At 58.8% G+C, this 26,092-nt stretch carries 23 protein-coding genes and 2 tRNA genes; 16 read left to right on the forward strand and 9 right to left on the reverse strand.

Features of this window, described 5'->3' with window-relative positions; translation table 11 throughout:
- Positions 1-36: 36 nt before the first annotated feature.
- A complete protein-coding gene (locus FH975_RS09575; protein ID WP_162321198.1) occupies positions 37-1,461 on the reverse strand; it encodes a CCA tRNA nucleotidyltransferase in 1,425 nt (474 codons plus the stop codon).
- A 93-nt stretch (positions 1,462-1,554) separates the two neighbouring features.
- Here FH975_RS09575 and FH975_RS09580 point away from each other — a divergent pair, with 93 nt between their 5' ends.
- The 5 genes from FH975_RS09580 to trxA all read left to right on the forward strand — a co-directional run bounded on the left by FH975_RS09580 (position 1,555) and on the right by trxA (position 6,641).
- Positions 1,555-2,049: an NUDIX hydrolase gene (locus tag FH975_RS09580; RefSeq protein WP_153077937.1), complete on the forward strand. Its 495-nt coding sequence runs from the start codon at positions 1,555-1,557 to the stop codon at positions 2,047-2,049.
- 22 nt (positions 2,050-2,071) lie between these two features.
- On the forward strand, positions 2,072-3,871 hold the full coding sequence (gene murJ / locus FH975_RS09585; RefSeq protein WP_162321171.1) for a murein biosynthesis integral membrane protein MurJ: 1,800 nt from the start codon (positions 2,072-2,074) through the stop codon (positions 3,869-3,871).
- 77 nt (positions 3,872-3,948) lie between these two features.
- Complete coding sequence (locus FH975_RS09590; RefSeq protein ID WP_162321172.1) at positions 3,949-5,208, forward strand: hypothetical protein; 1,260 nt, start codon at positions 3,949-3,951, stop codon at positions 5,206-5,208.
- Positions 5,209-5,278: 70 nt separating this feature from the next.
- Positions 5,279-6,280, forward strand: coding sequence for a thioredoxin-disulfide reductase (gene trxB / locus FH975_RS09595; protein ID WP_162321173.1), 1,002 nt, complete (start codon positions 5,279-5,281; stop codon positions 6,278-6,280).
- Between the two features lie 37 nt (positions 6,281-6,317).
- Positions 6,318-6,641, forward strand: a complete 324-nt coding sequence (trxA, locus tag FH975_RS09600) for a thioredoxin (protein WP_153077789.1) — start codon at positions 6,318-6,320, stop codon at positions 6,639-6,641.
- A gap of 101 nt (positions 6,642-6,742) precedes the next feature.
- On the opposite strand, the gene FH975_RS09605 is transcribed toward trxA, so the two are convergent.
- The 8 genes from FH975_RS09605 to rpmH all read right to left on the reverse strand — a co-directional run bounded on the left by FH975_RS09605 (position 6,743) and on the right by rpmH (position 12,563).
- Complete coding sequence (locus tag FH975_RS09605) at positions 6,743-7,999, reverse strand: ParB/RepB/Spo0J family partition protein (RefSeq protein ID WP_162321174.1); 1,257 nt, start codon at positions 7,997-7,999, stop codon at positions 6,743-6,745.
- A gap of 219 nt (positions 8,000-8,218) precedes the next feature.
- On the reverse strand, positions 8,219-9,109 hold the full coding sequence (locus FH975_RS09610) for a ParA family protein (RefSeq protein WP_162321175.1): 891 nt from the start codon (positions 9,107-9,109) through the stop codon (positions 8,219-8,221).
- A gap of 88 nt (positions 9,110-9,197) precedes the next feature.
- Complete coding sequence (rsmG, locus tag FH975_RS09615) at positions 9,198-9,872, reverse strand: 16S rRNA (guanine(527)-N(7))-methyltransferase RsmG (protein WP_162321176.1); 675 nt, start codon at positions 9,870-9,872, stop codon at positions 9,198-9,200.
- Between the two features lie 14 nt (positions 9,873-9,886).
- Positions 9,887-10,432 (reverse strand): Jag family protein, encoded by a 546-nt coding sequence (locus FH975_RS09620; protein ID WP_153077785.1) that lies wholly within the window; start codon positions 10,430-10,432, stop codon positions 9,887-9,889.
- The gene (gene yidC / locus FH975_RS09625) at positions 10,429-11,442 is read right to left on the reverse strand and encodes a membrane protein insertase YidC (RefSeq protein WP_153077784.1); all 1,014 of its coding nucleotides are present in this window, start codon (positions 11,440-11,442) and stop codon (positions 10,429-10,431) included. Before yidC ends, FH975_RS09620 begins: the two co-directional genes overlap by 4 nt.
- 86 nt (positions 11,443-11,528) lie before the next feature.
- Positions 11,529-11,912, reverse strand: coding sequence for a membrane protein insertion efficiency factor YidD (yidD, locus tag FH975_RS09630; RefSeq protein WP_162321199.1), 384 nt, complete (start codon positions 11,910-11,912; stop codon positions 11,529-11,531).
- A gap of 56 nt (positions 11,913-11,968) precedes the next feature.
- Positions 11,969-12,343, reverse strand: coding sequence for a ribonuclease P protein component (gene rnpA / locus FH975_RS09635; protein WP_162321177.1), 375 nt, complete (start codon positions 12,341-12,343; stop codon positions 11,969-11,971).
- A gap of 82 nt (positions 12,344-12,425) precedes the next feature.
- Positions 12,426-12,563 (reverse strand): 50S ribosomal protein L34, encoded by a 138-nt coding sequence (gene rpmH, locus FH975_RS16620; protein WP_138253553.1) that lies wholly within the window; start codon positions 12,561-12,563, stop codon positions 12,426-12,428.
- Between the two features lie 261 nt (positions 12,564-12,824).
- Between rpmH and dnaA the strand changes: the two genes are divergently transcribed.
- The 11 genes from dnaA to FH975_RS09690 form a co-directional block, all read left to right on the forward strand.
- Positions 12,825-14,348, forward strand: a complete 1,524-nt coding sequence (gene dnaA / locus FH975_RS09645; protein WP_153077782.1) for a chromosomal replication initiator protein DnaA — start codon at positions 12,825-12,827, stop codon at positions 14,346-14,348.
- Positions 14,349-14,910: 562 nt separating this feature from the next.
- Positions 14,911-16,038 (forward strand): DNA polymerase III subunit beta, encoded by a 1,128-nt coding sequence (dnaN, locus tag FH975_RS09650; protein ID WP_153077781.1) that lies wholly within the window; start codon positions 14,911-14,913, stop codon positions 16,036-16,038.
- A gap of 19 nt (positions 16,039-16,057) precedes the next feature.
- Entirely contained in the window at positions 16,058-17,287 is a 1,230-nt protein-coding gene (gene recF, locus FH975_RS09655) for a DNA replication/repair protein RecF (protein WP_162321178.1), read from the forward strand.
- Positions 17,280-17,828, forward strand: coding sequence for a DUF721 domain-containing protein (locus tag FH975_RS16320; RefSeq protein WP_194251027.1), 549 nt, complete (start codon positions 17,280-17,282; stop codon positions 17,826-17,828). The genes recF and FH975_RS16320 overlap by 8 nt, the downstream gene beginning before the upstream one ends.
- 244 nt (positions 17,829-18,072) lie before the next feature.
- Entirely contained in the window at positions 18,073-20,157 is a 2,085-nt protein-coding gene (gene gyrB, locus FH975_RS09665; RefSeq protein ID WP_328821849.1) for a DNA topoisomerase (ATP-hydrolyzing) subunit B, read from the forward strand.
- 67 nt (positions 20,158-20,224) lie between these two features.
- Entirely contained in the window at positions 20,225-22,828 is a 2,604-nt protein-coding gene (gene gyrA / locus FH975_RS09670) for a DNA gyrase subunit A (RefSeq protein ID WP_153077778.1), read from the forward strand.
- 159 nt (positions 22,829-22,987) lie between these two features.
- On the forward strand, positions 22,988-23,542 hold the full coding sequence (locus tag FH975_RS09675; RefSeq protein ID WP_162321200.1) for a DUF3566 domain-containing protein: 555 nt from the start codon (positions 22,988-22,990) through the stop codon (positions 23,540-23,542).
- A 103-nt stretch (positions 23,543-23,645) separates the two neighbouring features.
- Positions 23,646-23,719: transfer RNA gene (locus tag FH975_RS09680), tRNA-Ile, on the forward strand.
- A 2-nt stretch (positions 23,720-23,721) separates the two neighbouring features.
- The gene (locus FH975_RS16625) at positions 23,722-23,841 is read left to right on the forward strand and encodes a DLW-39 family protein (RefSeq protein WP_235928649.1); all 120 of its coding nucleotides are present in this window, start codon (positions 23,722-23,724) and stop codon (positions 23,839-23,841) included.
- Positions 23,842-23,852: 11 nt separating this feature from the next.
- A tRNA-Ala gene (locus FH975_RS09685) sits at positions 23,853-23,925 on the forward strand.
- 1,303 nt (positions 23,926-25,228) lie between these two features.
- Positions 25,229-26,092, forward strand: an 864-nt coding sequence (locus FH975_RS09690; protein WP_162321180.1) for an MFS transporter, incomplete at its 3' end; no start/stop codon positions are given.

Raw genomic sequence — 26,092 nt, forward strand, 5'->3', positions numbered from 1 at the left:
AAAACCTGTCCGTGGGCTGGATGCTGCCCCAATGGACTAAGGCTGTTCGGCAGCCCACTGTTTGAGCAGCGCTACCGCGGAGTCATGGGCCACCGGCCCGTTCTCCATACGGTGATCGAGCAGAAATTTATATGCCTTACCCACCTGAGGTCCGGGCGGAATGTCTAGAATCTCCATGATCTGCTCTCCGTTCAGGTGAGGGCGGATCTTGGCCAGTTCCTCGTCCTGCTGCAGCTCACTGATCCGGGCCTCGAGATCGTCGTACGCATGGGCCAGCCGGGCAGACTTCTTCCGGTTCCTGGTGGTGACATCGGATCGGGTCAGCCGGTGCAGACGCTCCAACTGATCGCCAGCATCAGTGACATACCGGCGCACGGCGGAGTCGGTCCATCCCTGGTCTCCGTAGCCGTAGAACCGCATATGCAGTTCCACTAGCTGCGACACAGCCCGGATGCTCTCTTTGTCGAATTTCAGCGCCTGCATCCGTTTGCGTGCGAGCTTGGCCCCAACCACATCGTGGTGCCGGAAGCTCACTCCGCCACCGGGTTCGAAACGCCGTGTCTTGGGTTTGCCGATGTCATGCATCAGGGCGGCGAACCGCAGCACGAAGTCGGGCTGCGGAACTGGGCCGTCTGGGCCGGTCTCCAGCTCAACAGCCTGCTCCATTACCTGAAGGGAGTGTTGGTAGACGTCCTTATGCCGCCGGTGCTCGTCATCGGTGAGCTTCAGCGCGGGGATCTCAGGCAGCACAATATCGGCCAACCCGGTCTCGACCATGGTGTCGATTCCCGCCCGTGGATGCTTGCCGCAGATCAGCTTCACCAGCTCAGCCTGGATCCGCTCCGCGGAGACAATGCTCAGGCGGTCGGCCATATCAGTCATCGCCTCAAGCACTGGCTCCGCCACCTGCAGGCCGAGCTGCGAGGCGAACCGGGCTGCGCGCATCATGCGCAGCGGATCGTCACTGAAGCTCTCCTGCGCCGTAGCTGGAGTGCGCAGCACTCCGCTGGCAAGGTCTCGTACACCGCCATGCGGGTCAACGAGTTCAAAGCTGGGCAGACGCAACGCCATGGAATTCACCGTGAAGTCCCGGCGAACCAGGTCCTCAGCCAGCGACTCGCCGAACTGCACTGTGGGTTTGCGGGAGGCCGGGTCATAGGCCTCAGAGCGGTAAGTGGTCACCTCCAGAGTGTGGCCACCGCGCCGAATTCCGATGGTGCCGAAGGCCCGGCCGATGTCCCAGTGGGCATCTGCCCATCCGCGTACAGCAGCAATAATCTGGTCAGGGGTCGCATCCGTGGTGAAATCAAGATCCGGAGACACACGGCCCAGGAAGAGATCGCGCACCGGGCCTCCCACCAGAGACAGGTCATGACCGGCGCGGGCGAACACCTCTCCAAGCTCGACGACGACGTCGGGTATTTCGGCACCGGTAGGGAAGCCTTGGGGGAGGGAAACCATCACGCTGAACAGTTTTGCACATGCCCCAGTTAAAGTAGGTACATGACCAACGCGGAAACCGGAGGTGAACGGCGCACCCCCCTGACAGTGTCGATGGGTGCTCGCCGTGCCAACGGTTCGGCCCTGGGACGCTCCAGCCGTCACCTGCCCACGATCGAAGAAGTCAGTGCCGGCGGCGTCGTCATCACCCCGGCGGCCCACGGTTTTGATGTGGCGATCATCGCCCGTTACAACCGTGGGGGCCGGTTGGAATGGTGCCTGCCGAAGGGACACCCAGAGGGTGATGAGAATTACGAGGAAGCGGCGGTCCGTGAGGTGGAGGAGGAGACCGGAATTGCCGGTTCGATCCTGACGAACCTCGGCAGCATCGAATACTGGTTCACCGTGCCCACCCACCGGGTGCATAAAACTGTCCATCACTTTCTTCTCGAGGCAGTGGGCGGTGAACTGACCATTGAGAAGGACCCCGACCATGAGGCGGTCGACGTTGCATGGGTGAACCTTGAGGACCTGGACCGAGTCCTTTCCTTCCCGAATGAGCGGCGCATCGTCAAGCTCGCCAGGCAGGTCATCCAGGACTCGTTGTGAGTACCAGCTATAGTCACCACCGATGACCCCCACACCTTCTTCCTACCGTCCACGCCACCGGGGCGCGGCGCAGACTCCCAGGCGGCCCACCCAGGAGGCCGCCTCAGCGGAGCCCGCTGAGCAGGCCAGCAACGACGACGCCCCCGCCCACGTTCCCCGGTCAGGGATGGCAGCAGCTTCAACACTGATGGCCGCAGGTACCACCGTCTCGCGCGTGCTGGGGTTCGTTCGGACCGCTCTGCTGGGCATTGCCATCGGCGCGACCACCACGATGGCCGATGTGTTCGAAAAGGCCAACTCGATTCCCAACATCATTTACGTGCTGCTGGCTGGTGGCATGTTCAATGTGGTGCTCGTCCCGCAGCTCATCAAGGCTGCGAAGGCTCCCGATAAGGGGGCGGACTACACTTCACGGCTCCTTACGCTCACTGTGGTGGTCCTTGGGGCTGCCGCCCTGATCATCACCTTGGCGGCCTACCCGATCATCGCCGCGTTGACCTACGAATGGACTGATGCGCAGCTGGCCCTCGGAGCCGCCTTCGCGCTGTGGACCCTGCCGCAGATCTTCTTCTACGGGCTGTATGCGGTAGTCGGTCAGATCCTCAACGCCAACGCCAAGTTCGGCTGGTACATGTGGGCCCCGGTGTTGAACAACGTGATAGCCATTGGGTTCGTCGTCGTGTTCATCGTCAGCTTCGGCAGCTACTCCGCTGAGGGCAACCAAGCTGCGGAGTGGACCACCTCCCAAACAGTCGTTCTCGCCGGTGGTCACACCCTCGGGGTCATCATGCAGGCAGCGTTGCTGCTCTGGCCACTGTCCAAACTGGGCATCCCGCTGAAACCTAAATTCGGAATCCGTGGCCTCGGCCTAGAGCAGACTGGCAAGATCGCCCTGTGGACTCTGATCACGATGATGGTGGGTAACTTCTCCACCCTGCTGCATATGCGCCTGGTATCCGGTGCCACCGCTGTCCGCGAAGGATTGGAGGACGGGGCTGGGCTACCTGGTGAGTACGCGGCGAATATCGCCGAGCTGATTGTCCTGCTGCCCCATTCAGTGTTCGTGCTCTCCATTGCCACAGTGCTGTTCAACCAGATGACTGCCTCAATGCAGGACTCGGACTTCTCCTCCGCACGAGCGACTCTCAACCGAGGTCTGCGGATCTTCGCTATTCCGGTGATGTTCTCCACAGTGGTTTTTGTGGTGCTGGCGGGCCCCATCGGTCGGCTTTTTGGGGGCAATGATGCGGATTCGATTCTGGCGGGGGCCGCCATTGGGCAGCTCCTGCTGATCTACGCCGTAGGACTGCCCTTCCGTTCGGCTCAGTTCTACCTGATGCGAGCCTTCTACGCCGCTGAGGATGCCAAGACACCGATGATCGTGACGTGCATCCTTGCTCCGGTGGGTCTGATCATCACGTACACATGCGCCGCGCTGATACCGACCCAATATCTTCCGTATGTGGTGGTGACCCTGTTCAGTACCCTCAATATTGCTCGGACACTGATATTCCACCGGATCGCGGTGGCTCGGTGGGGTCCATACGGCCTGGGCAGTGTGCTGCAGGCCTACATCAGTGCAGGCTTTGCCGCTCTTGCAGCAGGGTGTGCGGGCTTCTTAGTCCTGACACCCTTCGGTGGTTTCACCTGGGGCTTTGCATGGAACTCCATTGCCACAGCGGCAGTGACGTGCGGCGTCGTCGTCGCTGTCATGGGCCTGGTGTACTTCGTGGTGCTCAGGGCAGCCAAAGTGCGCGAGTTCGGTGAGTTTCTCGAACCTGTGGCTCGGCGCGTACCGGCACTGGCGCGCCTGGCACCATAATCAACTCTGAGTACACAGGTATCCCCGGTAGGCTTAGCCATCGACGATTCTGATAAGCACACCGGGAGGAACAGCTCGTGCCCCAGCCGTTAGGCATCGGCGATGTGGTGGGCGGTCGCTACCGCATCACCCGCCATGTGGTGACCTCGGCCGACCAGGACATAGTCTTCCAGGCGACCGACCAGGTCCTCGGCCGCGAGGTCTCTGTCCTGCTGGCTTCCCGCGCAAACGCTAAGCAGGTCGCCACCTCGGCGAAGGAGCTTGCCACTGGCGACCGCCACTCCGAGGTAGAGGTTTTGGACCTCGGTCTTGCTGAGGATCGCACCTTCCTGATCTCCACACTGGTCGACCCGAATAACCTCCTGGACCTGGTGGTGCCTGACAGTGCTCCCTTCGTGGAGCCTTACTACACCGACTCACTGGGCTCAGAGCTCTTCGGACGTTCGCGGGAGATGCAGCCCCAGACCTATGAGGACGACGCCGAGTACTACGCGCGTCTCCACGCCGGACGGGCCACTGGCGAAAGGGAACAGCGCAGGCGCGACCGCAGGCCCGCGTTCTTGGACAAAGTGACCCCCGCTCATCGGACCTCTCGTGTTCCTGAGCCGCAGCACACGCAAGCCGAGTTGGAATCAGCGCTCGAGTCGGCCGGCGATGCTCATGGCCTGAGCATCTCTCAAGAGATCAGCCGAATTGAGTTTTCGTTACGATCCGATCTGAGTGAAGTGAGTGTGGATTCCTCAGGTGATTCCGTTGAGGACATCATTTCAGCCGTACGGCAGGGAGCTGCGCAGCGGGAGCATTCCCCCGCCGCTGAACCTGGCAATACCCACGCGGGCGAGTCGGTGTCCGCAGATGCGCCGTTCGACGTCTCTGCCCCGCAGGACTCCGTCGTTGAGCCGTCACAACCAGCTGAGCATCAGTCCGTGCACGTCGACGCGCGCTCAGACTCTCCGCAGCCAGGCGTGGGCGAGCTCATTGCCGAGGGCGAAGAGGTAGTCGATGACCCGCCCGCAGAGCCACTTGAAGAGTATGACCGGCACAACCTTGACCGGCTCACCCAGACGAGCGCTGCGGAGAACTCGAGAACCGGACCTTCCGGTTCCATGGACCCCACAGAAGGCGCAGGGGCTTCGCAGGATCCGGCAAGCTTCACAAGTCTGATCAGTGCCGTGAGGACAAACTCCCCCACAGCGTTTCCCTCAGCTGGTTCAAAGACAGACGCTCAGAGGGATGAGCAGACCTCCCCACAGCTCAGCCGCTGGATCGCCGCCGGGGTTCTTGGCATTCTTATCCTGGTAGCTGCCATCATCGTGTTCATAACTCTCACGAGCTGATTGGAATATCCCGCCGCAGACACCTGTTGGCTACATCGACACCTTTCGATACATCAAGGACGTACTTATTGTGACTCACCAAACCCCCGACCAGGTACACGACGTCATCATTATTGGCTCAGGGCCCGCCGGATACACTGCTGCTGTCTACACGGCCCGTGCCAATCTGAGCCCCATCATGCTGGCTGGCTCAGTCACAGCTGGCGGTGAGCTCATGAATACCACCGATGTGGAGAACTTCCCCGGTTTCCCTGAGGGAGTCATGGGGCCTGACCTCATGATGAACATGGAAGCCCAGGCCCGCCGATTCGGAGCCGACATCCGCCACGAAGACGCCACTGCACTGCGGCTGGACGCTCCTATCAAGGAGATCACACTTGGCTCCGGAGGAACCCTCCACGCACGCTCTGTCATTCTCGCGACAGGTTCCGCCTACCGAGAGCTCGGCGTTCCGGGAGAGAAGCAACTTTCAGGCCACGGGGTTAGTTGGTGCGCGACCTGTGATGGGTTCTTCTTCCGTGATCAGGTGATTGCCGTCGTCGGGGGTGGAGATTCGGCGATGGAGGAAGCTCTCTTCCTCACCAAGTTCGCCTCCAAGGTGTACGTCATCCACCGCAGAGACTCTCTCCGGGCCTCCCAAATCATGGCCGATCGGGCGAAGGCCAATGAAAAGATCGAATTCATCTGGGACACCGAAGTCACCGAGGTTCGCGGAGACGGTAAGGTCAACCAACTCGGGGTACGCAACCTTGTCACCCGTCAAGAGTCAACGCTTGACGTGACAGGTCTCTTTGTTGCAATTGGTCATGACCCACGAGTCCAGTTGTTCGCAGACCAAGTCGACCTCACCCCAGAAGGCACTGTCCAAGTAGACGGACGAACCTCACGGACGTCATTGCCCGGAGTCTTCGCCGCAGGCGATGTCCTCGATCCCCACTACCGTCAAGCCATCACCGCAGCTGGCTCAGGCTGCGTAGCTGCCCTGGATGTTGAAGAATATCTGGCTGACACCGCCGACACCGACGCCGCAGAAGCAGACCAGTCACACAAGGTTAATGTCGCCGCCGGCTGAGCCTGAATTAATGACCCCTGAATGAAAGGACAACATCATGGCTGAGATCAAAGCCGTTACCGACGCTAGCTTTGAGGACGATGTGCTCAAGGCCGACAAGACTATCCTGGTCGACTTCTGGGCTGAATGGTGCGGTCCGTGCCGCGCCCTGGGACCCGAGCTTGAGAAGCTCGCTGATGAGCACGCCTCAAAGATCGAGGTGGTCAAACTGAACGTCGATGAGAATCCAGGAACTGCCGCCAAGTACGGCATCACCTCTATTCCTGCGGTCTTCGCTTTCAACGAAGGGGAGAAGGTGCACGCCTCCATCGGCGCTAAACCAAAGCCAGCCCTTGAGCAGGAGTTCGCCGAGTGGCTCTAGTCGCACGCCCTGATCAACGGCTGTAGCCGTTTCACGTGAAACGCCCCCCTGAGTATGCGTCAGGGGGGCGTTTCTGTATCGAAAAGTACTCTCTGTCCTGTCTACCGCTGAACGTAAGCTCCCATGTGCTGCAGAATCCGCTCGAGATCGTCAAGAGAAGCAAAGTCGATAGCAATGCGCCCCTTCTTCGCTCCCAAGCTGATCTTCACTTGAGTGTCCAACCGATCAGTAAGGGCTTCTGCGTACTCATCCAGTTCTTGGACGCGCGTTGCTGTGGGGAGTCGGTGTGTTTCACGTGAAACGTCACCCCTCTCCCGACGTCCCTTTACAAGAAGAGCCTCCTCCTCTGCACTGCGGACGGACAGCCCCTCGGAGACGATCCGCTGGGCGAGCTCTTCCATATGGTCATCGTCTTCCAGGCTCAAGAGCGCCCTCGCATGTCCGGAGGACAGCACACCTGCTGCAACTCTGCGTTGAACGCCTGCTGGAAGCCTCATGAGCCGGAGGGTATTGGATATCTGCGGCCGAGAGCGTCCAATCCTCCGTGACAGCTCCTCCTGACTAATGTTGAAGTCATCGAGAAGCTGCCGGTAAGCAGCCGCTTCCTCCAGGGGATTCAACTCTGAGCGGTGAATATTCTCCAACAGAGCATCCCGCAGCAGATCTTCATCAGCCGTCTGCCGCACGACCGCCGGAATAGTCTCCTTACCGGCTGACTGCGAGGCACGCCAACGGCGCTCACCCATAATCAGTTCAAAATGACCATCCTCTACCGGTCGGACGACAATCGGTTGCAGCACACCGACTTCTCGAACCGAATGAATCAGTTCCGCCATGTCTTCTTCATCGAACACTTCACGTGGTTGGCGGGGATTGGGACGGATGCGTTCCACACTGACATCCATGAAGATGGCTTCCGCAGTGGTGTCCGGTTCCGTTTCACGTGAAACAACAACCGGCTCTGGTTCGGCGACTCCGTGATCGATGCTACTTGCCGGTGGATGCGTTCCTAATACATCGGGCATCTCTGCACGCTTGGTGCCCTGCTTGCGGCGCGGGGTTGTGAGGTTCCGCGGTGAAGACTGGGACCGCCTGGGCGACTCCGATGGAGTTTCACGTGAAACGCGCTGAGTCTCTAGGTGAGACTTGGCTGAAAAGAAGACGTCAATGGGACGTTCAGGTGCACCATTGGTCCGGGGGACCTCGGAGGTGTCGAGTGGTTCCGGTTGAATCTCCGGTTCCAGGGCAGGCACGGCATGAACTGCGGCACCCGAGACACCTCCATTGTTCTCACCATCACTATTAATCAGCGCTCCAAGACCACGTCCCAGTCCGCGCTTTTTTCGCTCAGCCACCATGTCCTCCAACTCCGTGTATTAATCTCCTCAATTGTAGAGGCGCTCAACGGACTATCAGAGCTGAATCAGCCGTTTCACGTGAAACATTCTGTGCGGAGCAGAACGACGACGACGGCTTTTCACCCCGCCGATCAGAGATCACGCGCATAGTTGATGTCGGGTTGATGTGAGAGAGGAAGGGGAGGCGTTTCACGTGAAACGTTGCCTAGGTGCAGAACACTACTTACTGCGTTCAACGATCTCGGCGGCAGCCTCAAGGTACGCCAAAGCCCCAGTCGATGACCGATCGTAAGAGATGACTGACTGCTGATAGCTAGGGGCTTCAGCGATTCGGACACTGCGTGGAATTTTGGATGACAGTACCTCATCCGCGAAATGCTCTTTGACCTCACTCACGACTTGAGAGGCCAAATTAGTACGGCCGTCGTACATCGTAAGGAGTATCGTGGAGACCCGCAAGACAGGGTTCAAATGCTTTTGGATCATGTGAATATTGTTCAGCAGCTGGCTCAGTCCCTCCAGCGCGTAGTACTCACACTGGATAGGTATGAGAACTTCTTGAGCTGCCACGAATGCATTTACTGTCAGCAGACCCAGGCTAGGCGGACAATCGATGAACACATAGTCCAATCTCTCTTGGCCTTGGCTCTCCCGGTGGCGGAAGTACTCTTCCAAGGCGCGTTGCAGCCGTTGCTCCCTGGCGACCAATGAAACGAGTTCAATCTCAGCCCCGGCAAGATGAATCGTCGCCGGTACGACTGACAATCGATCAAGGTCCGGACACTCCGCAACCACATCCGCCAAGGACAGGTCGTCGATGAGTACATCGTAAATGGAGTCCGTGTCAGCCGAATGGGGGATGCCCAATGCCGTGGAGGCGTTGCCTTGGGGGTCAATATCGATGACCAAGACATTGAACCCTTGATCCGCCAGGGCGGCCGCAAGGTTGACAGTAGATGTTGTCTTTCCCACTCCGCCCTTCTGGTTCGACACAGTGAGGATCCGAGTCTCTGTTGGTCTTTCCAAGGCGAGTCCTGACAATTTTCTCCGGCGGTCCTGTTCGTCTTTCAACTGGGCAGCAAGCGGGGAGTCGGACAGCGATTCGGTCATGAGAACAAGACTATCGCCTTCAGCAGGGCCCTGAAGAGTTGACTACCAGCCGACAACAGCTAGTCGAAAGACAACTCCGACTGCCCCACTAGCGTCGGCTGGTACGCACAACCGTCGTGGGCTCTTCCAACATGTCTCGCCCAAGCACGTGAATCTCTGGAGCGCGAAGCCTGAACCGCTTCAGTGCCTTCTGCGCAGCTTCAATCTCCGCCTCCGCAGAACGTCCTTTGAGGAAAATGAGCTGACCCTTATCATCCAGAAGTGGAACCGTCATAGGTATCAGTTTCTTCAGTGCTGACACAGCCCGGGCGGTGACAACATCTGCCATAACCTCGTCAGCAACCTCCTCAGCCCGGGCCCGGATAACCTGCACATTGTCTAAACTCAAGTCTTTGATCACCATGTCCAGCCAATCGACACGGCGTTCCATAGGTTCAATCAGCGTGAACTCCACCTCCGGACGAACCAGGGCTAAGGCAATACCCGGAAGCCCGGCTCCTGATCCGACATCAGCAACGGTGCCGGACTCAGGGAGTTCAGAACCAAGCACAGCACAATTCAGGACGTGCCGCCCCCACATTCGAGGTACTTCCCGTGGGCCCAGAAGGCCATGGGAGATTCCCGTTGTGCACAAGTGCTCAACATACCGTTCAGCCCCTGCTAGGCGTTCTCCGAAGAGCGCCTCTGCGGCCTCACGTTCCCGCGCTGTCAGGGCCGGAACAGGTTCTAGCTCTGCTGCAGGTTCTGAGATCGGTTCAGTCATAGGGACGGGGTCTCTTATTCAGCGGTGACAACGACGTGACGTCGTTTGCCTTCGCCTTCGGATTCGGAAACCATTCCGGCATCCGCAATGAAGTCATGAACTATTTTTCGCTCGTAGGCGCTCATTGGTTCCATGTGTGACTGGGCAGCTCCTGATCTCACGTCGCTGACTGCCTTTTCAGCGAGCTGCTTCAGCTCGTCGTTACGGGCCGCACGGTGACCATTGATGTCCAGTACCAGTCGCGTGCGCTCGCCTGTCGCTGTCAGTACAGCCAAGCGAGTCAATTCCTGGAGCGCGTCAAGGGTTTCCCCTTTATTGCCCACTAAGTCTTGCAGCTCTTCGCCGCCATCTTCAGCCTGGATAGAAATGAAGGTGCGCTCACCCCGTATTTCGATCTCGATGTCACCATCGAGATCCACGATGTCTAGGAGTTCCTCCAGGTAGTCCGCAGCCACATCCCCCTCATCAGCGACAGTTTGCTGGCTGGTCACGGCAGCATCAGGGGCCTTTGACTCCGAACCTTCGTCCACGTGCTGGTCTTGGGTGGTCTGTTCGCTCATCGCTGTCCCTTTTTCTTCTTCTTTTTCTTCTTCTTAGGCTGGGCCGTGGGGCCCTTATGCTGGCCCTTTGGCTTCTCAGCCTCTTCGCGTGCCTTGCGGGCATCTTCACCGACTGGTGGGAGTCCTTTGGTCGCTCGGCGCAGGTTGAGTTCCTTCTCGGCAAGAGAACCGGGTGTGGGGTTGTTGCGAATGACCCACCACTGCTGACCCATGGTCCAGAAGTTCGTAGCGGTCCAGTAGATGAGGACGCCGACCGGGAAGTAGACACCGCCGAAGATGAATACCAGAGGAAGCGCATACAGCATGATCTTCTGGGTCTGGGCAAACTGTCCCGTCAGCGCTGCTTCGGACATGTTCTTCTGCATGAGCTGTTTCTGCGTAAAGAACTGCGTGCTGACCATCATGACAATCATGACCGTCGTCAGCACGATCACTGCCACAGTCCCGCCCATGAGGGCTGGGTCTCCCTGAACAGCGCCCAAGAACGTGTCAGGCATGCCCACCTCGAAGATCCGAGAATTGGCGAAGCTTGTCACCTCACTGCTGGAAAGGGCGTAATAGCCTTCTTCCTGGTAATCGACATCGCTTGTGCCCATCCGTCCAGACCCACCGATGCGGTTCAGGCACCAGAAGAGTGCCAGGAAGATCGGCATCTGCGCCAGAATCGGCAGACATGTCATAAACGGATTGACCTTGTTCCGCTTAAACAGTGCCTGCTGTTCGGCGACTTGGGCTTGGCGAGAGACCGGATCCTTCTTGCCCTTGTACTTGGCCTGGAGCTTCTGCAACTCAGGCTGAATGATCTGCATCCCGCGCTGCGACTTGATCTGCCGCACAAACAGGGGGATCAAAATGATACGGATGACGAGCACCAGCAGCAGAATCGACAGTGCCCAGTTCCAACCCGAACCTTCCGGCAAGCCCACCATTGTCAGCAGGCTGTGCCAGGTACTCAGGATGAAGGACACTGCCCAGCTGAAGGGCCACATAATAGTGTCTAGGAAAGCCATTACTCTCTCAGGGTGTCAGGTTCGGCGGCAGCACTGTTGTGAGCCGAACACGTGGGGGCGAGAAAACCAACCTTCAGACTACTTGATCAGTCTGGATCTCGAGGAATCGGTGGGTGATTGAGTCGGACAATCTCCGGAAGCTCTTCTTCGGGCCACACCCTCGGCGAGGCCGGCACATGATTGATCCCACCGCCAGTGAATGGATTACACCGAAGGATTCTCCATGCAGTAAGAGCGCTGCCTCGAAACAGTCCGTGCACGGTCACTGCTTCCAGTCCGTAGGCTGAACAGCTCGGATAGAAGCCGCAGACCTGTCCGTAGAGCGGAGAAACCAGTTTTCGCCAGATCATGATGAACACGATCGCCGGGTACGCCGCGGCACGTCGCCACCGGCGCCAGTAGTGGCGCTCGATCTCCTCCTCAGTCGGAACCGGCGGCGCTGACCCCTCTCGCTGCTGAGAGAGAATCATTTCCGCGTCAGAGATGGTGTGAGCCTCTCCGTAAAAGTCACTGTGCCGAATCCACGTCACTGTTGCTGAGCCTTTGTCAGTGCCCGACGAAGGCTGGACTCCACATCAGCGCGCAGCTTCCCATGTTCGGTCACAGCAGCATCTGCCAAAGCTCTGATCGCAAAGTCAACGCCTAAGTCGTCAGGCAGCGCCATCTGCGGACTCCGCATCAGCTCCGCCACGATATGCCGCAGTCTCCGCGTAGTGCGGTGCCTCACCACTGCGTTGCCGACAGCTTTCGACACGATGAACCCGCACCGCCACCGCGGGCCAGTGGGCTTCTTCTGTATCTGGGCAGACACCACGACGGTTGAGCTGCCCGCCCTGCTTCCCCGACGCATCACCGCAGAAAAATCCTCCGGTGAGGTCAGTCGATGAGGTGCAGGAAGCATAGATCTAAGATACTCCGATGGACATGACAACGGCCCACCCCAAGAAACTGGGATGGGCCGTCGTCGTGCTGTTCTTATGCGCTTATGCCGAGAGCTTCTGGCGGCCGCTACGCCGGCGAGCCGATATGATGGAACGGCCGGCGCGGGTCCGCATACGGGACCGGAAGCCGTGTTTGCGGCTGCGACGGCGATTGCTCGGCTGGAAAGTCCGCTTGGTCACTCTGTACTCCCAATGTGATGGACGTGAAGTCTTTGCAGTCCCCGAAACGACTACGCAAGAGCGCGCAAATAGTCCAGGGTGATCTGTCAACAGTAGGGGGCCAGGGCTCCTGTCGTCAAATTGCCCAGCCGTCCACGCCCAGGCGCCGTCGAAGAGACCCTGTGACGCCGATTCCACAGATACCGGATGTTATCCACAGTTCTTGTGGAATACTATCCGGAACAGGATTGCCCGACCACAAGTCAGTTATGAGGGAGTAGCGTGTCCGCCGACTCCAAGTCCTCCGTATCCTCGCAATGGCAGCAAGTTCTCACAGAACTTCGAGAGAGTCACGGCATCACCGGGTTGAAGCTCGCCGATGTTGCCCGCGCAGTGCCGCAGTCCGACCAGCTCATCGGAGATACCCTGCTTCTTGCAGTTCCCCATGAACGAGTGCGCCAGTTGCTGCACTCCACGCTCCAGGCTGAGCTCTCCAATGCGCTGCACACGGTGTTTGGGAAAGACATTCTCTGCGCCTATGTGATTGACCCTGAACTCGCCAAGGCGCAGCGAGAAAAAGAAGATCCCGCCCCCATCGCAGCAACACCCCACGGGGACTCGCCACCGGCACACCGGCCGGTCTCTCGGTCCGAGACTGCTCCCTTCCGTCCCCCGGAACGGTCGCAGAGAGCCTATACGGCAGGAACACCAGAAACAGCTGCACACTCGCGGCCGGTTCCTGCGCCCGCAGACACGGCCTATACGGGCAGCTACGAGACGTCTCGATTGAACCCGCGCTATACCTTCGACACGTTCGTCATCGGATCTTCGAACAGATTCGCCCATGCTGCGGCGAACGCGGTGGCAGAGGCACCGGCCAAGGCGTACAACCCATTGTTTATATACGGTGACTCAGGACTGGGAAAGACTCACCTATTGCATGCCATCGGCCACTACGCCCAGCGTCTCTACTCTGGGATCCGCGTTCGGTACGTGAACTCAGAGGAATTCACCAACGACTTCATCAACTCGATCCGTGATGATGAAGGCGCCAGCTTCAAGCATCTGTACCGAAATGTGGACATCCTGCTCCTCGATGACATCCAGTTTCTCGCGGACAAAGAGCGCACTGTTGAAGAGTTCTTCCACACCTTCAACACGCTCTACAACAACAATAAGCAAGTCGTCATCACCTCCGATGAGCCGCCGAAGCGGCTCTCTGGATTCGAAGAGCGTCTGCGGTCTCGGTTTGAATGGGGACTGATCACCGACATTCAGCCCCCGGACCTCGAAACCCGCATTGCGATCCTGCGCAAGAAGGCCAATGCTGAGAACTTCTCGTGTCCTGACGATGTACTCGAATACATCGGTTCGAAAATCTCGACCAATATCCGTGAACTCGAGGGCGCTCTGATTCGCGTCACGGCATACTCCGCGCTGAACAAACAGGAGGTGGATCTGTCTTTGGCCGAACAGGTGATGCGAGACCTGATTTCTGACGATCACGCCAAAGAGATCACTGCCCAGCAGATCATCAACGCCACCGCTGAGTACTACACCTTCACTGTAGAAGACCTCATGTCCAAGTCCCGCAGCCGCAACCTCGTCACCGCCCGGCAGATCGCCATGTACCTGTTGCGTGAGCTGACAGAGATGTCGCTGCCAAAGATCGGCCAGGAGTTGGGCGGCCGTGACCATACGACAGTCATATACGCAGAGCGCAAGATTCGCGAGCTGATGGCTGAGCGCCGGGCTGTTTTCAACCAGGTGACTGAGCTCACCAACAAAATCAAACACGGTAGATAAACGCTCGCTCTAAGGAGCAGGACCCAGCGTGAGTCACAGGTGTCGAGTTCGGCGTCGTGCACATCTCACACTCGTGTAGTTCCGCAGGATGAGCGGCCCCAGCTCCAATTGACAGAATCGTATTCCACAGTTTTCCTCACATATCCACAGGTGTAGGTGGAGTGTTGGGGCCTTTGGCTGCACAGCTGTGGATAACCCAGTGGAGATTCGGTGGACCAATCCGGCAAAACTGTGGATAACGGCACTTCATCTGGGGAGGAGGCCTTTTGGGCCCAGTAAATCCTCCCCGTGTAGTTCACACACCAGACCCAAACACCACACGATGCAGTGCACAGGCCGATCAGGCCCAGCAGGCCGTGAGAGCCGGTTATCCACAGAATCCACAACAGTTACTACCACCTCTGATCTTTAAACTTAAAAATTCCTTCAACAAGCAACTGTTCTGCCGCCGGGTCCTAGATGTTGTGGTGAAAACCTAGACTTTCGGCATATCTGGTAGAGACTGTAAGCTCGTCCCTCAGACACACCTGGCCGAATGCTTGACTTGTGAGGGAGCACCACAGTGCAGTTCACCGTAGACCGAGACGTACTGTCCGAGGCGGTGTCTTGGGCTGCCCGTTCACTCTCACCGAGGCCGCCGGCTCCTGTGCTCTCGGGATTGCTCATCACAGCGAAGGAACAACAGGTTGTCATTTCCAGCTTCGACTACGAGGTCTCAGCTCAGCTGAGCATCGACGCCGATGTTTCGGATGAGGGCACAGTCCTGGTCTCCGGTCGGCTTCTGAACGACATTGTGAAGTCCCTGCCTCATGCTTCAGTCACGGTCTCCCTGGAAGAGACCAAAGTGATTGTGACGTGTAAGTCCTCAACGTTCACGCTGACCACAATGCCGGTGGATGAATACCCTGATCTTCCTGCTCAACCTGAGGTTGCAGGGGTCGTTGACGGCTCAGCTTTCGCCCGGGCGGTCTCTCAAGTGATCACTGCAGCTGCCAGAGACGACACCTTGCCGCTGCTGACAGCCGTCAAACTCGAAATCGAGGGTGAAACCATCACCTTCTTCGCCACGGACAGATATCGTCTGGCGATGCGTGAGATCACCTGGCGTCCGACTGACCCCTCCATCTCCACCTCCTTGCAGATCAAGGCGAAGACGCTCAATGAAGTAGCGAAGTCCTTGGCCGGAGCGGGAGACCTGGCACTGGCCATTTCTGACGACGACGCCCTTGTTGGCTTTTCCTCAGGGGGCCGCCGCACCACCAGCACTCTGGTCGACGGAGACTATCCGAAGATTCGGCAGCTCTTCCCGGAAGAAACCCCCATCCATGCTGTCGTCAACACCGCTGAACTCATTGAAGCGGCCCGCCGAGTCTCCCTGGTCTCAGAACGCAACGGGTACATCCGGCTCCAGTTCACCGAGGACAACCAGGTGACATTGGACGCAGGAGTCGATGACAACGCGTCAGCCTCGGAAGCTGTGGGGGCCCACCTCAGCGGAGAGCCCATCACCGTAGGGTTCAATCCGAGTTATCTCAACGAAGGACTTGGTGTCTTTGACACTGAATTCCTGCGCTTCAGCTTCGTCTCAGCTCCTAAGCCCGCCATGATTACCGGTCAGCAGGACGGTGAGGGTGAGAACTCAACAGATTTCCGCTACCTGCTGATGCCGGTACGCCTGCAGGACCGCTGATCGACGAGTCACTGGCGCTGTGCGGCTTTCTCAACTCATTCTGCACAATTTCCGCAGCTACGCGGACACTGACCTGACCCTGCACCCGGGCCCCAACGTGCTCTTGGGGTTCAACGGGGTAGGAAAAACCAATATCGCGGAAGCTGTCGGATACCTAGCGAGCCATTCCTCCCACCGCGTGAGTCACGATGCTCCCTTGATTCGCCACGGTGAGGCCCAGGCCATCATTCGAGCTCAAGCTCATCGCGGCTCGCGGGAGGCATTCCTGGAAGTCGAGATCAATCCAGGGAAGACCAATCGAGCAAGGATCAACCGCGGATCTCCAGTGCGGGCCACCGAAGCCTTAGGGATTCTCCGCACGGTCCTCTTTGCCCCCGAGGATCTTGAGGTGGTGAAGGGGTCGCCAACAGTCCGGCGTCGACTCTTCGACAGCTTGGCCGTTCAGCTGCACCCATCATTGGGCCAAATCGGTCAGGATTATGGAAAAGTGCTGCGGCAGCGCAACGCGTTATTGAAGTCCATTCGACACCAGGGGTTTACACCCACCCATGAATCCACTCTGGACGTGTGGGACACCCAACTGGCCCAGGTGGGCGGACGTCTGTTGCGAGCCCGCCTTGACGTGATCGCCGCCCTTAGGCCTCATCTGAGCCAGGCCTATGAGGATCTTTCCCACTCAGTCCGCACCGCACGTATGCGATACCTATCGTCCCTGACTGGGCATGACGAAGACAGTGAAGAACGCGCCGCAGCACACTCTTCACACCCAGAAACTGATATCTCCGCGCTTGAAAATGCCTCTGCGGAGCAGCTCATGCAGCAGATCCTTGAGGGCCTGCAATCCGTGCGGAAAAAAGAGCGGGAACGAGGCATCACTCTGATTGGCCCCCACCGTGATGACATTCACTTCAGCCTCGATGCGACACCGGTCAAGGGGTATGCATCCCATGGCGAAACATGGTCGTACGCCCTGAGTCTGCGTCTAGCAAGCTACCGCGTGATGATCGACGATGACCCGCAGCCCGGTGCAGAACCGATCCTGATTTTGGATGACGTATTCGCCGAACTCGATGCCCGGCGCAGGCGCCGATTGGCGGACCTCACCACAGGTGCCGAACAAGTCATAGTCACCGCAGCCGTGGACGACGACGTTCCTGAATCTCTGCTCAGCAATGCGTATCGAGTCACATCTGTTGACCAAATCAGCCATACAACCCGCACCGAAGCTGAACAGGTTGACCATGAGTGAAGAGGAACAGGTTCCGGATGCAGCCACCACCCTCTTCAATAGGTTCCGCAAAGCGGCCGAGGATCGTGGCCAGCAGCGGCTCCGCAGACCGCCTAAGAATCTCTCGCTCAATTCGGATCCCAGAGCAGTATCACGAGCTGCTGCGAGCGGGACTGATCGTCAGTCCCCTCAACAGCGTGCCGACCTGCGGGATCCGAAACTGTTGGGTGAAGCACTGACCACACTAGTGAGAAGCCGCGGATGGACAGCGCCAGTGGCGGTCGGTTCGGTGATCAGCAGGTGGGATCAGTTGGTGGGTGCGGCGATTGCCGAACACTGCCGCCCGGAGACCTTCGAAGACGGGGTGGTGACCGTCAGCTGTGACTCCACAGCGTGGGCGACCAACTTGAAACTGATGAAGCCCAAGATTATGGATGTCTTTGAAAGTGAGCTCGGTCAGGGAATTGTCACCGAGATCGATATCCGTGGCCCGCAGGCACCAAGCTGGAAGAAGGGCCGGTATTCAGTCCGCGGCAGAGGGCCCCGCGACACCTACGGATGACACGATCTGAGCCCGCTGCGGAGAGGGCTTTCCCAGCCTTTGCGAGGATATGGACCTAGCCGTAGCAGAGAAAAACGCCTCTATGACGATATGCCGCATCGACGCCTAAGAGACGACCACGGCCCCGTGCGAGCATCCCACCTCCGGTTCCAGAGGCCCTCGAGAGTCTCCTAGCGGCATATTGGTGCCGCGAAACCGGGACAGAAATGCGGGAATCAGCATGTTTCGCGGTAGAATGTTGCAAGTGAGTGAACAGGACATCCCCTACGGGAATTACGGCGCATCTGACATTACTGTCCTGGAAGGGCTCGAGGCAGTTCGCAAGCGTCCAGGTATGTACATCGGCTCCACTGGAGAGCGAGGCCTGCACCACTTAGTCTACGAGGTGGTCGACAACTCCGTCGATGAGGCATTGGCCGGATACTGCTCTCACATAGAGATCACTCTGCAAAACGATGGCGGCGTACGAGTCGAAGATGACGGACGCGGCATCCCTGTGGATATGCACCCCACGGAGGGTAAGCCCACCGTAGAGGTCGTCATGACCGTGCTGCATGCCGGAGGAAAGTTCGGCGGTGGAGGTTACGCCGTCTCCGGGGGTCTTCACGGAGTTGGCATCTCAGTGGTCAATGCGCTGTCCTCCAAGGTAGAGACCACTGTCCGCCGCCAAGGCTATGAATGGTCCATTGTCTTCGGCGGAGGCGGCGATACGATCGTGCCGCTGAGTCGCGGCAAGGAAGCTTCGGAAACCGGGACCACTCAAGTCTTCTATCCAGATGCGGGAATCTTTGACAGCGTCGAGTTCAGCTTTGAAACCCTGCGGGCACGTTTCCAGCAGATGGCGTTCCTCAACAAGGGCCTGCGCATCACACTCCGGGACGAGCGAGAAATCGATGGCAATGTCATCGTCGCCGATGAAATTGTCGAGCAGCACCGCGCCCCGGAAGAACCACTCTCCGAGGGCGAAGAGCCCTCACCTGCTGAACCGGGAGAGCACGAAGAGGCTTTCGCGGAAACGCCCAAGGGCCGAGTCGTCGTCTACCAATACGACGACGGCCTGCTGGACTACGTCAAGCACCTCAATTCTGCCAAGAAGACCGAAACCGTCCATGAAGATGTCATCGCCTTCGAGTCTGAAGACACCGAACGCGGGATCGCTGCTGAAATTGCGATGCAGTGGACACTGACCTACTCGGAGTCGGTGCACACCTACGCCAACACGATTAACACTCATGAAGGTGGCACTCATGAGGAGGGCTTCCGGTCAGCGATGACAACACTGGTCAATCGCTACGCCCGGGAAAAGAACTACATCAAGGAAAAGGAAGACAATCTCACCGGTGAGGACATCCGCGAAGGGCTTACTGCGGTCATCTCGGTGAAACTTTCTGAACCACAGTTCGAAGGTCAGACCAAGACAAAATTGGGCAACTCCGAGGCTCGCGGCTTCGTCCAGGGTGTTGTTCACACCCAGCTCGGGGATTGGCTCGAACGCAACCCAGGTCCAGCGCGGGACATTATTCGCAAAGCCCAGTCAGCTGCCCAAGCGCGGCTGGCGGCCCGTAAAGCACGGGAGCAGGCCCGCCGTAAATCTCCGCTTGAGACCTTCGGGATGCCTGGGAAGCTCGCCGACTGCTCGTCGAAGGACCCCAGTGAGTCAGAGGTCTATCTGGTGGAGGGTGACTCCGCCGGCGGCTCCGCCAAACGGGGCCGCAACCCGCGTACGCAGGCCATCCTGCCGTTGCGCGGCAAAATCCTTAACGTGGAACGCGCCCGGTTGGACAAGGCTCTCTCGAACCAAGAGGTTCAGTCCATGATCACCGCATTCGGCACCAACATTGGGGAAGAGTTCGACATCACCAAGCTGCGCTATCACAAGATAGTGCTGATGGCTGATGCTGATGTTGACGGTCAGCACATCACCACTTTGATGCTCACCCTGCTGTTCCGGTACATGCGGCCGCTGATCGAGCACGGGTATGTCTTCTTGGCGCAGCCGCCGCTGTACAAGATCAAATGGACCGGCGGTGACCCAGACTATGTCTTCACCGACAGTGAGCGTGATGAGGCACTGGCAGCCGGCCGCGCTGCCGGCCGCAAACTCCCCAAGGAACTGGGCATCCAGCGCTACAAGGGCCTCGGTGAGATGGACTACTCGGAATTGTGGGAAACCACCATGGACCCGGAGCACCGAACGCTGCTCCAGGTATCCGTCGAAGACGCCGCGGCAGCCGATGAGATCTTCTCCATCCTCATGGGTGAAGATGTCGAATCCCGGCGTAACTTCATCCAGCAGAACGCCAAAGACGTCCGTTTCCTCGATATCTGATCGATATCGCACTGAGGCTTGCCCAGGCGTCGTCGTCAGCTGTTGACACCTCGAAGGAAGAGAATACGTGAGCGATAACACTCCAGAGAACCCGGACGTGCCGGCTCCGCTGACCGGAGTCGAAGTGGACCGGGTCCGGCAGATAGACCTGCAGACGGAGATGAAGCGGTCCTACCTGGACTACGCGATGGCCGTGATCGTGGGCCGTGCGCTGCCTGATGTCCGGGATGGCCTGAAGCCGGTGCACCGCCGGGTGCTCTACGCCATGTATGACGGCGGTTTCCGCCCAGACCGGTCGTTCAACAAGTGCGCCCGCGTGGTGGGCGAGGTGATGGGTTCCTATCACCCGCACGGCGATTCGGCGATCTACGACGCCCTGGTCCGATTGATCCAGGACTGGGTGATGCGCTACCCGCTGGCCACAGGGCAGGGCAACTTCGGCAACCCAGGCGACGACGGTGCGGCAGCCCCCAGGTACACCGAGACCAAAATGGCCCCACTGGCCATGGAGATGGTCCGGGACATCAACGAGGACACTGTTGACTTCCAGGACAACTATGACGGCAAGCAGCAGGAACCTGTGGTGCTGCCTGCGCGCTTCCCGAACCTCTTGGTCAATGGATCCTCTGGAATTGCGGTGGGTATGGCCACCAACATTCCACCGCATAACCTCCGCGAAGTCGCCTCAGGCGTTCAGTGGTACCTGCAGAACCCTCAAGCCTCCCGCGAGGAGCTGCTGGAGGCGTTGCTGGAACGCGTTCAGGGTCCCGATTTCCCCACCGGCGCCCAGGTTCTGGGTACCCAGGGCATTGAGGATGCCTACCGGACCGGCCGCGGGTCCATCACCATGCGTGCTGTGGTCAGTGTGGAGGAACTCCAGGGCCGCTCCTGCCTGGTGGTCACCGAACTTCCGTATCACGCCAATCCTGATGCACTGGCTCGTAAGATCGCTGCTTTGGTCAAAGACGGCAAGATCGGTGGCATCGCTGAGATTCGTGATGAGTCCTCGGGACGCACCGGCCAGCGGCTGGTGATCATCCTCAAGCGTGACGCTGTAGCCAAGGTGGTCCTGAACAACCTTTACAAGCACACCCAGCTGCAGGACAACTTCTCTGCGAACATGCTGGCACTTGTCGACGGGGTGCCCCGCACTCTGAGCCTTGACGCCTTCGTCCATCACTGGGTGACGCATCAGATCGAGGTCATCGTCCGGCGCACGCGCTTCCGGTTGGCTAAGGCTGAGGCGGAAGCCCACATCAAGGTCGGTCTGCTCAAGGCGCTCGATGATATTGATCGGGTGATTGAGACGATCCGCGGTTCGGCCAATGTCGAGGAGGCCCGTGAAGGCCTGAAGCGGCTTCTGGACATTGACGACAGCCAGGCCACGGCGATCGTGGACATGCAGCTGCGCCGTCTGGTGGGTCTGGAACGCCAGAAACTGCAGAACGAATACGACGAGCTGATGCGCATGATTGAGGACTTCCGGGCGATCCTCGCCAGCGAAGACCGGCAGCGTCAGATTGTCAGTGATGAGCTCAGCACCATCGTGGACAAGTTCGGTGACGAGCGCCGGACCCACATTCTCCGCGGTTACGGCGGTGACATGTCTATGGAGGACCTCATCCCGGAAGAGGATGTAGTGGTCTCCATCACCCGTGACGGTTACGTGAAGCGCACCCGCATTGACAACTACCGTGCCCAGATCCGGGGCGGCAAGGGAGTCCGCGGAGCCCAACTGAGGGTGGACGACGTCGTCGAGCATTTCTTTGTCACCACCACGCACCACTGGATCCTGTTCTTTACCAACCTGGGACGGGTCTACCGGACCAAGTGTTATGACCTCATGGAGTCTGGCCGCGACTCGAAGGGCCAGCATGTGGCTAACGTGGTGGCGTTCCAACCCGATGAGAAGATCGCCGGAGTTCTCGCGCTGAAGAACTACGACGACGCCGACTTCCTGGTCCTGGCCACCAAATCCGGCTTGGTGAAGAAGACCAAGCTGACGGATTATGATTCTCCGCGGCAGGCAGGCGTGATCGCTATCAATCTGCGTGAGGACGACGAGCTGGTCTCAGCGAAGCTGATCACCGCCGAGGATGACCTGATGTTGGTTTCACGGAATGGGCAGTCGCTGAGGTTCACCGCTACCGATCAGGCGCTGCGTCCTATGGGCCGGGCCACCTCTGGTGTGACCGGTATGAAGTTCCGTGCGGACGACGAACTGCTCACCGCCGATGTCGTTACCCCAGATTCCTATGTCTTCATCGTTACTGAGGGCGGTTTCGCCAAACGGACCCACGTAGATGACTACCGGGTCCAGGGTCGTGGCGGTCTGGGCATCAAAGTTGGGAAGTTCGTGGAGGATCGCGGCAATCTGGTGGGCGCCATGGTGGTGGAAGAGGACGACGAAGTGCTGGTGGTCATGAACTCCGGCAACGTGGTTCGCTCCGCAGTATCTGGCGTCCCGCCGCGTGGACGCGACACGATGGGCGTCATCTTCGCGAAACCTCGGAAGAATGACCGTATTCTCAAAGTGGCCAAATCTTCCGGGGCAGCGCTTGCTGCTGCAGGGGAAGATGTAGGGGCTGAAGACGGTTCGGAGGACACTCCAGGTGATAACGAAGCGGCAACACCTGAAGTACAGGTTCAGGATTCTGAGAGCTCCGAATAGTCATATGCAGTACCGTAGTCTCTCGATGAGTACGACTTCTCACGCCCATGGAGGTCTTTTGTGAGCGAAAGCAACGACGGACAGACGAGCCAGACCGGCGCGTCTGAGGCTAAACGGCGCTTCCCTGCGCCCAGGCCGCGTGGTGCCACGCTGACCAACATGCCGGCAATCAAGGAAGAAATTGCCCCTACGCCGCAGAATGCCGGGGCACCGGGGCCCAGACCCTCCGCTCCGCGTCCGCGCCCCAGCCAAGGCAGACCGGTGGCTCGCCCTCAGCCTGGTGCGCGGCCAGCCACGGCTCGGCAAGCTCACCAGCCGCTGGTGCGACCCACGCCTAAAGCCAAGGTCCGTAAAGCACGACTGCTGGTCTCCAAGGTTGACCCATGGTCAGTGTTGAAGATGAGCTTCCTGTTATCAGTTGCGCTGGGCATCATGCTCGTGGTCTGCGCTGTGACCCTGTGGTCCATGATGGATCTCACGGGTGTCTTCGACCGAGTGAACGACCTGGCAGGTCAAATTCTGGGAGGAAACGGAGACGCCGGCGGATTCCAGCTTCAGGAGCTGGTGACAGTTGGCCAGATCGCCTCATTCGCCACCATTATCGCGGTGGTGAATGTGGTGCTCTTGACGGTGCTGTCCATGCTCGCGGCAGTGCTTTACAACCTCTCGGCCTCGCTGGTGGGAGGCATAGGCGTCACCCTCACGGACGACTGATATCGACAGTGGGATCCAGTGAGATCCGACTGATTTGTTGGACTCGTCAGCGCTGGTGTAATGTGTAGTGGTCGCTCTCCGGGCGATTGAAGGAGCAGGTTTCGGGCGTATAGCTCAGGCGGTTAGAGCGTCACACTGATAATGTGAAGGTCCGTGGTTCAAGTCCACGTACGCCCACTATGAAACGAATCCTGGTAGTAGCAGCTGCGGTGGCAAGCATTGCCGTGTACCGCGAGTGGAAGAAAAGTGAAGAAACGCGTCAGGTCTGGGATCAGGCCACCGACGCTGTAAAAAACTGAATACCCATTACGGGGCCTTAGCTCAGTTGGTAGAGCGCCTGCTTTGCAAGCAGGATGTCAGGAGTTCGAGTCTCCTAGGCTCCACATAGTAATCAGATGCGGGATGTTAGCCCGTTCTGAAGCCGAAAATTAGAGAAACCTCAGGTCGGAGGCCCTCTCCCAGATTGGGATGGGGCCTTTTCTTGTCTGTGCGGTGCCCGAGATGTATCAATACGGTGAAATTCTGTATCAATCTGTGTAATCCCTCGTGTCCAAGCAGATCCGCATGATTCCGGGGGAGTCTGTCTCAAACTGAGTCACTCTCAGATCCAGATGTGCCCAATGTGTACAGACGTCCAGGGCTAAACACCCACTCCTAAGCAGGACCAGCTCACCGGACAAAAAGAAGGTGAGGCCGATGCTGCGGCGGCTTATTAAGCTACCACTGCTGCCGGCCAGTCGCGACCCTCGTAGACCTCGACATCGAGTGTGAGCATCCCTCCTGTGTCGGTGAGCTTTCGCGGTGTTCTGCCACATATGCCGCTCCAGCAGAGCGACGGCATCAGTTTCTGGCAGCCGTCGCGGGTCCTCCCAACACGGTTCCCGTCGGCCGCCCCAGTAGAGCGGTCGCTCTGGTGAGCCCTCGCGCGCTAGAGGTCGCCGATGTCCTCGACGACGGCCGGCTGAAGGTGATTAACGGAGGCGGCGGCATGGACACTACCAAGATGCGGGAGTCCGGAAGCGGAAGTTGCGACAGCGGTCACGGGGCTCAATCTCACCGCTGAGCGTGAATTCTCATCCGAGCTCTCCGCGCGCCTCAGCGGATGGGGTTGTCCGTCAGCGGCGTCCGTTCGCTACGATCGCAAGGCACACGACATAATCGCCGGCAATCGACTGCGCTCTGCACACGTCAAGGCTGTGCGAGCAGTTCTCCACGCAGCTTTTACACTGGCCCTCGCACAATGCTGCTTCGATCAGGAGCTGCCGAACCCAGGATTTCGTTGTCCTCGACTCGCCTCTCGTCACGTACCGACCTTCCGACCAATCCACCGAAGCAAGCGATGAGCCGCCGGAGGACGCCGCTCGCGTTTACTACCGGGAAGTACAGGAGAACTTTGACGGGCAAGTCATAATCATGGAGAACATCTCTCCGCTCGAGCCGCTTGGCCTTCGCGCGCTCGACATCCGCTTCACGAAGAGTTCTAGTCTCGGACGGTACGGTTTCATGCCCATCTAGATGAGAGCCCCGATGCGTTCAATGTGTTTCATATGTACCCAGAGCGGCCGCAACGATAGATGGTGGGAGCAGGGCGCCTGAATCGCGGTTACGTGTAATCTCGAGGGCAGAGGGCATCACAGCGCACGGCGAGGTCGGGAGTGCGCCTCCGAGCTATGCAAGGAGTACGTGATGTCCTCATCAAGTTCTCAAGGCCTGTTGTACCTTCTCCGCTCGGGCGGCGCCCCGCTGATGCTCATCGGGTTAATTGGCCGCCTCCCCACGGCGATGATTCCGATGCTGCTTCTGGTTGCTATCCCGCTTGCCGGAGGCAGCCAGACACAAGCTGGATCCGCCGTCGGGATATCAGCTCTGGGCACCGCTGTGAGCGGTTTCGCTGTTGGCCTGCTCATCGACCGATTCGGTGCACGACCAGTAGTGCTGATGGCCGCCATCATCCAGGGTTCTGCTCTTCTGGGGCTGGCTGCGCAGTTCAGCAACCTAGACGACGTCCCCTTTATGCTGCCCCTGGCGTTTCTTGTAGGTGTCTCAAATCCTGCGATCGGCGCATTGGCCAAAGCGGAGTGGGTCCGACGCACCGAAGTGGGGGAGTTGGACCCTGCAGCGGTGCGTTCAGCGCTGGCATGGGAAGCATCCTCATCTGAAGCTTCATTCGTCCTCGGCCCTGTCGTCGCGTCATTGCTGCTGGGCGTGATCGAGCCACGAATGGCCCTCGTCACGGTCGCGGTGACTGGTTTCGTCGTACACCTCGAATTCGTCCGTCAGGTTCCGTTGCGTACCACCGGCTCACCTGGCGCCTCCATCAATGATCAGCAGGCCGCATCTAGGTCGGTGTTCAGCACGGAGCATCTCCGTCGACCTGGCATGGTCGTCATGGCCGCATTGCTGGTCGCAATGGCTGTGGGTCTGGTGTTCGGCTCGGTTCAAGCATCATTGAACGCCGTGTTTGCCGGACTTGGTGTCCCTGCCCTGGTGGGTCCGGTCTACGGAATCATGGGGGTTGGCAGTATTATCGGTGGTCTCGTGTGGGCGCAG

Origin of the sequence: Nesterenkonia haasae, from assembly GCF_010119385.1 — a bacterium.
GTDB classification, from domain to species: Bacteria; Actinomycetota; Actinomycetes; order Actinomycetales; family Micrococcaceae; genus Nesterenkonia; species Nesterenkonia haasae.

What these genes read in the sequence shown, in the direction of transcription:
- yidC (WP_153077784.1), bottom strand. Translation starts at nt 11,442, where the DNA reads ATGGCTTTCCTAGACACTATTATGTGGCCCTTCAGCTGGGCAGTGTCC.
- FH975_RS09605 (WP_162321174.1), bottom strand. Translation starts at nt 7,999, where the DNA reads ATGGTGGCTGAGCGAAAAAAGCGCGGACTGGGACGTGGTCTTGGAGCG.
- yidD (WP_162321199.1), bottom strand. Translation starts at nt 11,912, where the DNA reads ATGATTCTCTCTCAGCAGCGAGAGGGGTCAGCGCCGCCGGTTCCGACT.
- FH975_RS16625 (WP_235928649.1), top strand. Translation starts at nt 23,722, where the DNA reads ATGAAACGAATCCTGGTAGTAGCAGCTGCGGTGGCAAGCATTGCCGTG.
- rsmG (WP_162321176.1), bottom strand. Translation starts at nt 9,872, where the DNA reads ATGACTGAACCGATCTCAGAACCTGCAGCAGAGCTAGAACCTGTTCCG.
- FH975_RS16320 (WP_194251027.1), top strand. Translation starts at nt 17,280, where the DNA reads ATGAGTGAAGAGGAACAGGTTCCGGATGCAGCCACCACCCTCTTCAAT.
- FH975_RS09610 (WP_162321175.1), bottom strand. Translation starts at nt 9,109, where the DNA reads ATGACCGAATCGCTGTCCGACTCCCCGCTTGCTGCCCAGTTGAAAGAC.
- trxA (WP_153077789.1), top strand. Translation starts at nt 6,318, where the DNA reads ATGGCTGAGATCAAAGCCGTTACCGACGCTAGCTTTGAGGACGATGTG.
- FH975_RS09620 (WP_153077785.1), bottom strand. Translation starts at nt 10,432, where the DNA reads ATGAGCGAACAGACCACCCAAGACCAGCACGTGGACGAAGGTTCGGAG.
- FH975_RS09675 (WP_162321200.1), top strand. Translation starts at nt 22,988, where the DNA reads ATGCCGGCAATCAAGGAAGAAATTGCCCCTACGCCGCAGAATGCCGGG.
- murJ (WP_162321171.1), top strand. Translation starts at nt 2,072, where the DNA reads ATGACCCCCACACCTTCTTCCTACCGTCCACGCCACCGGGGCGCGGCG.
- rnpA (WP_162321177.1), bottom strand. Translation starts at nt 12,343, where the DNA reads ATGCTTCCTGCACCTCATCGACTGACCTCACCGGAGGATTTTTCTGCG.
- FH975_RS09580 (WP_153077937.1), top strand. Translation starts at nt 1,555, where the DNA reads ATGGGTGCTCGCCGTGCCAACGGTTCGGCCCTGGGACGCTCCAGCCGT.
- FH975_RS09575 (WP_162321198.1), bottom strand. Translation starts at nt 1,461, where the DNA reads ATGGTTTCCCTCCCCCAAGGCTTCCCTACCGGTGCCGAAATACCCGAC.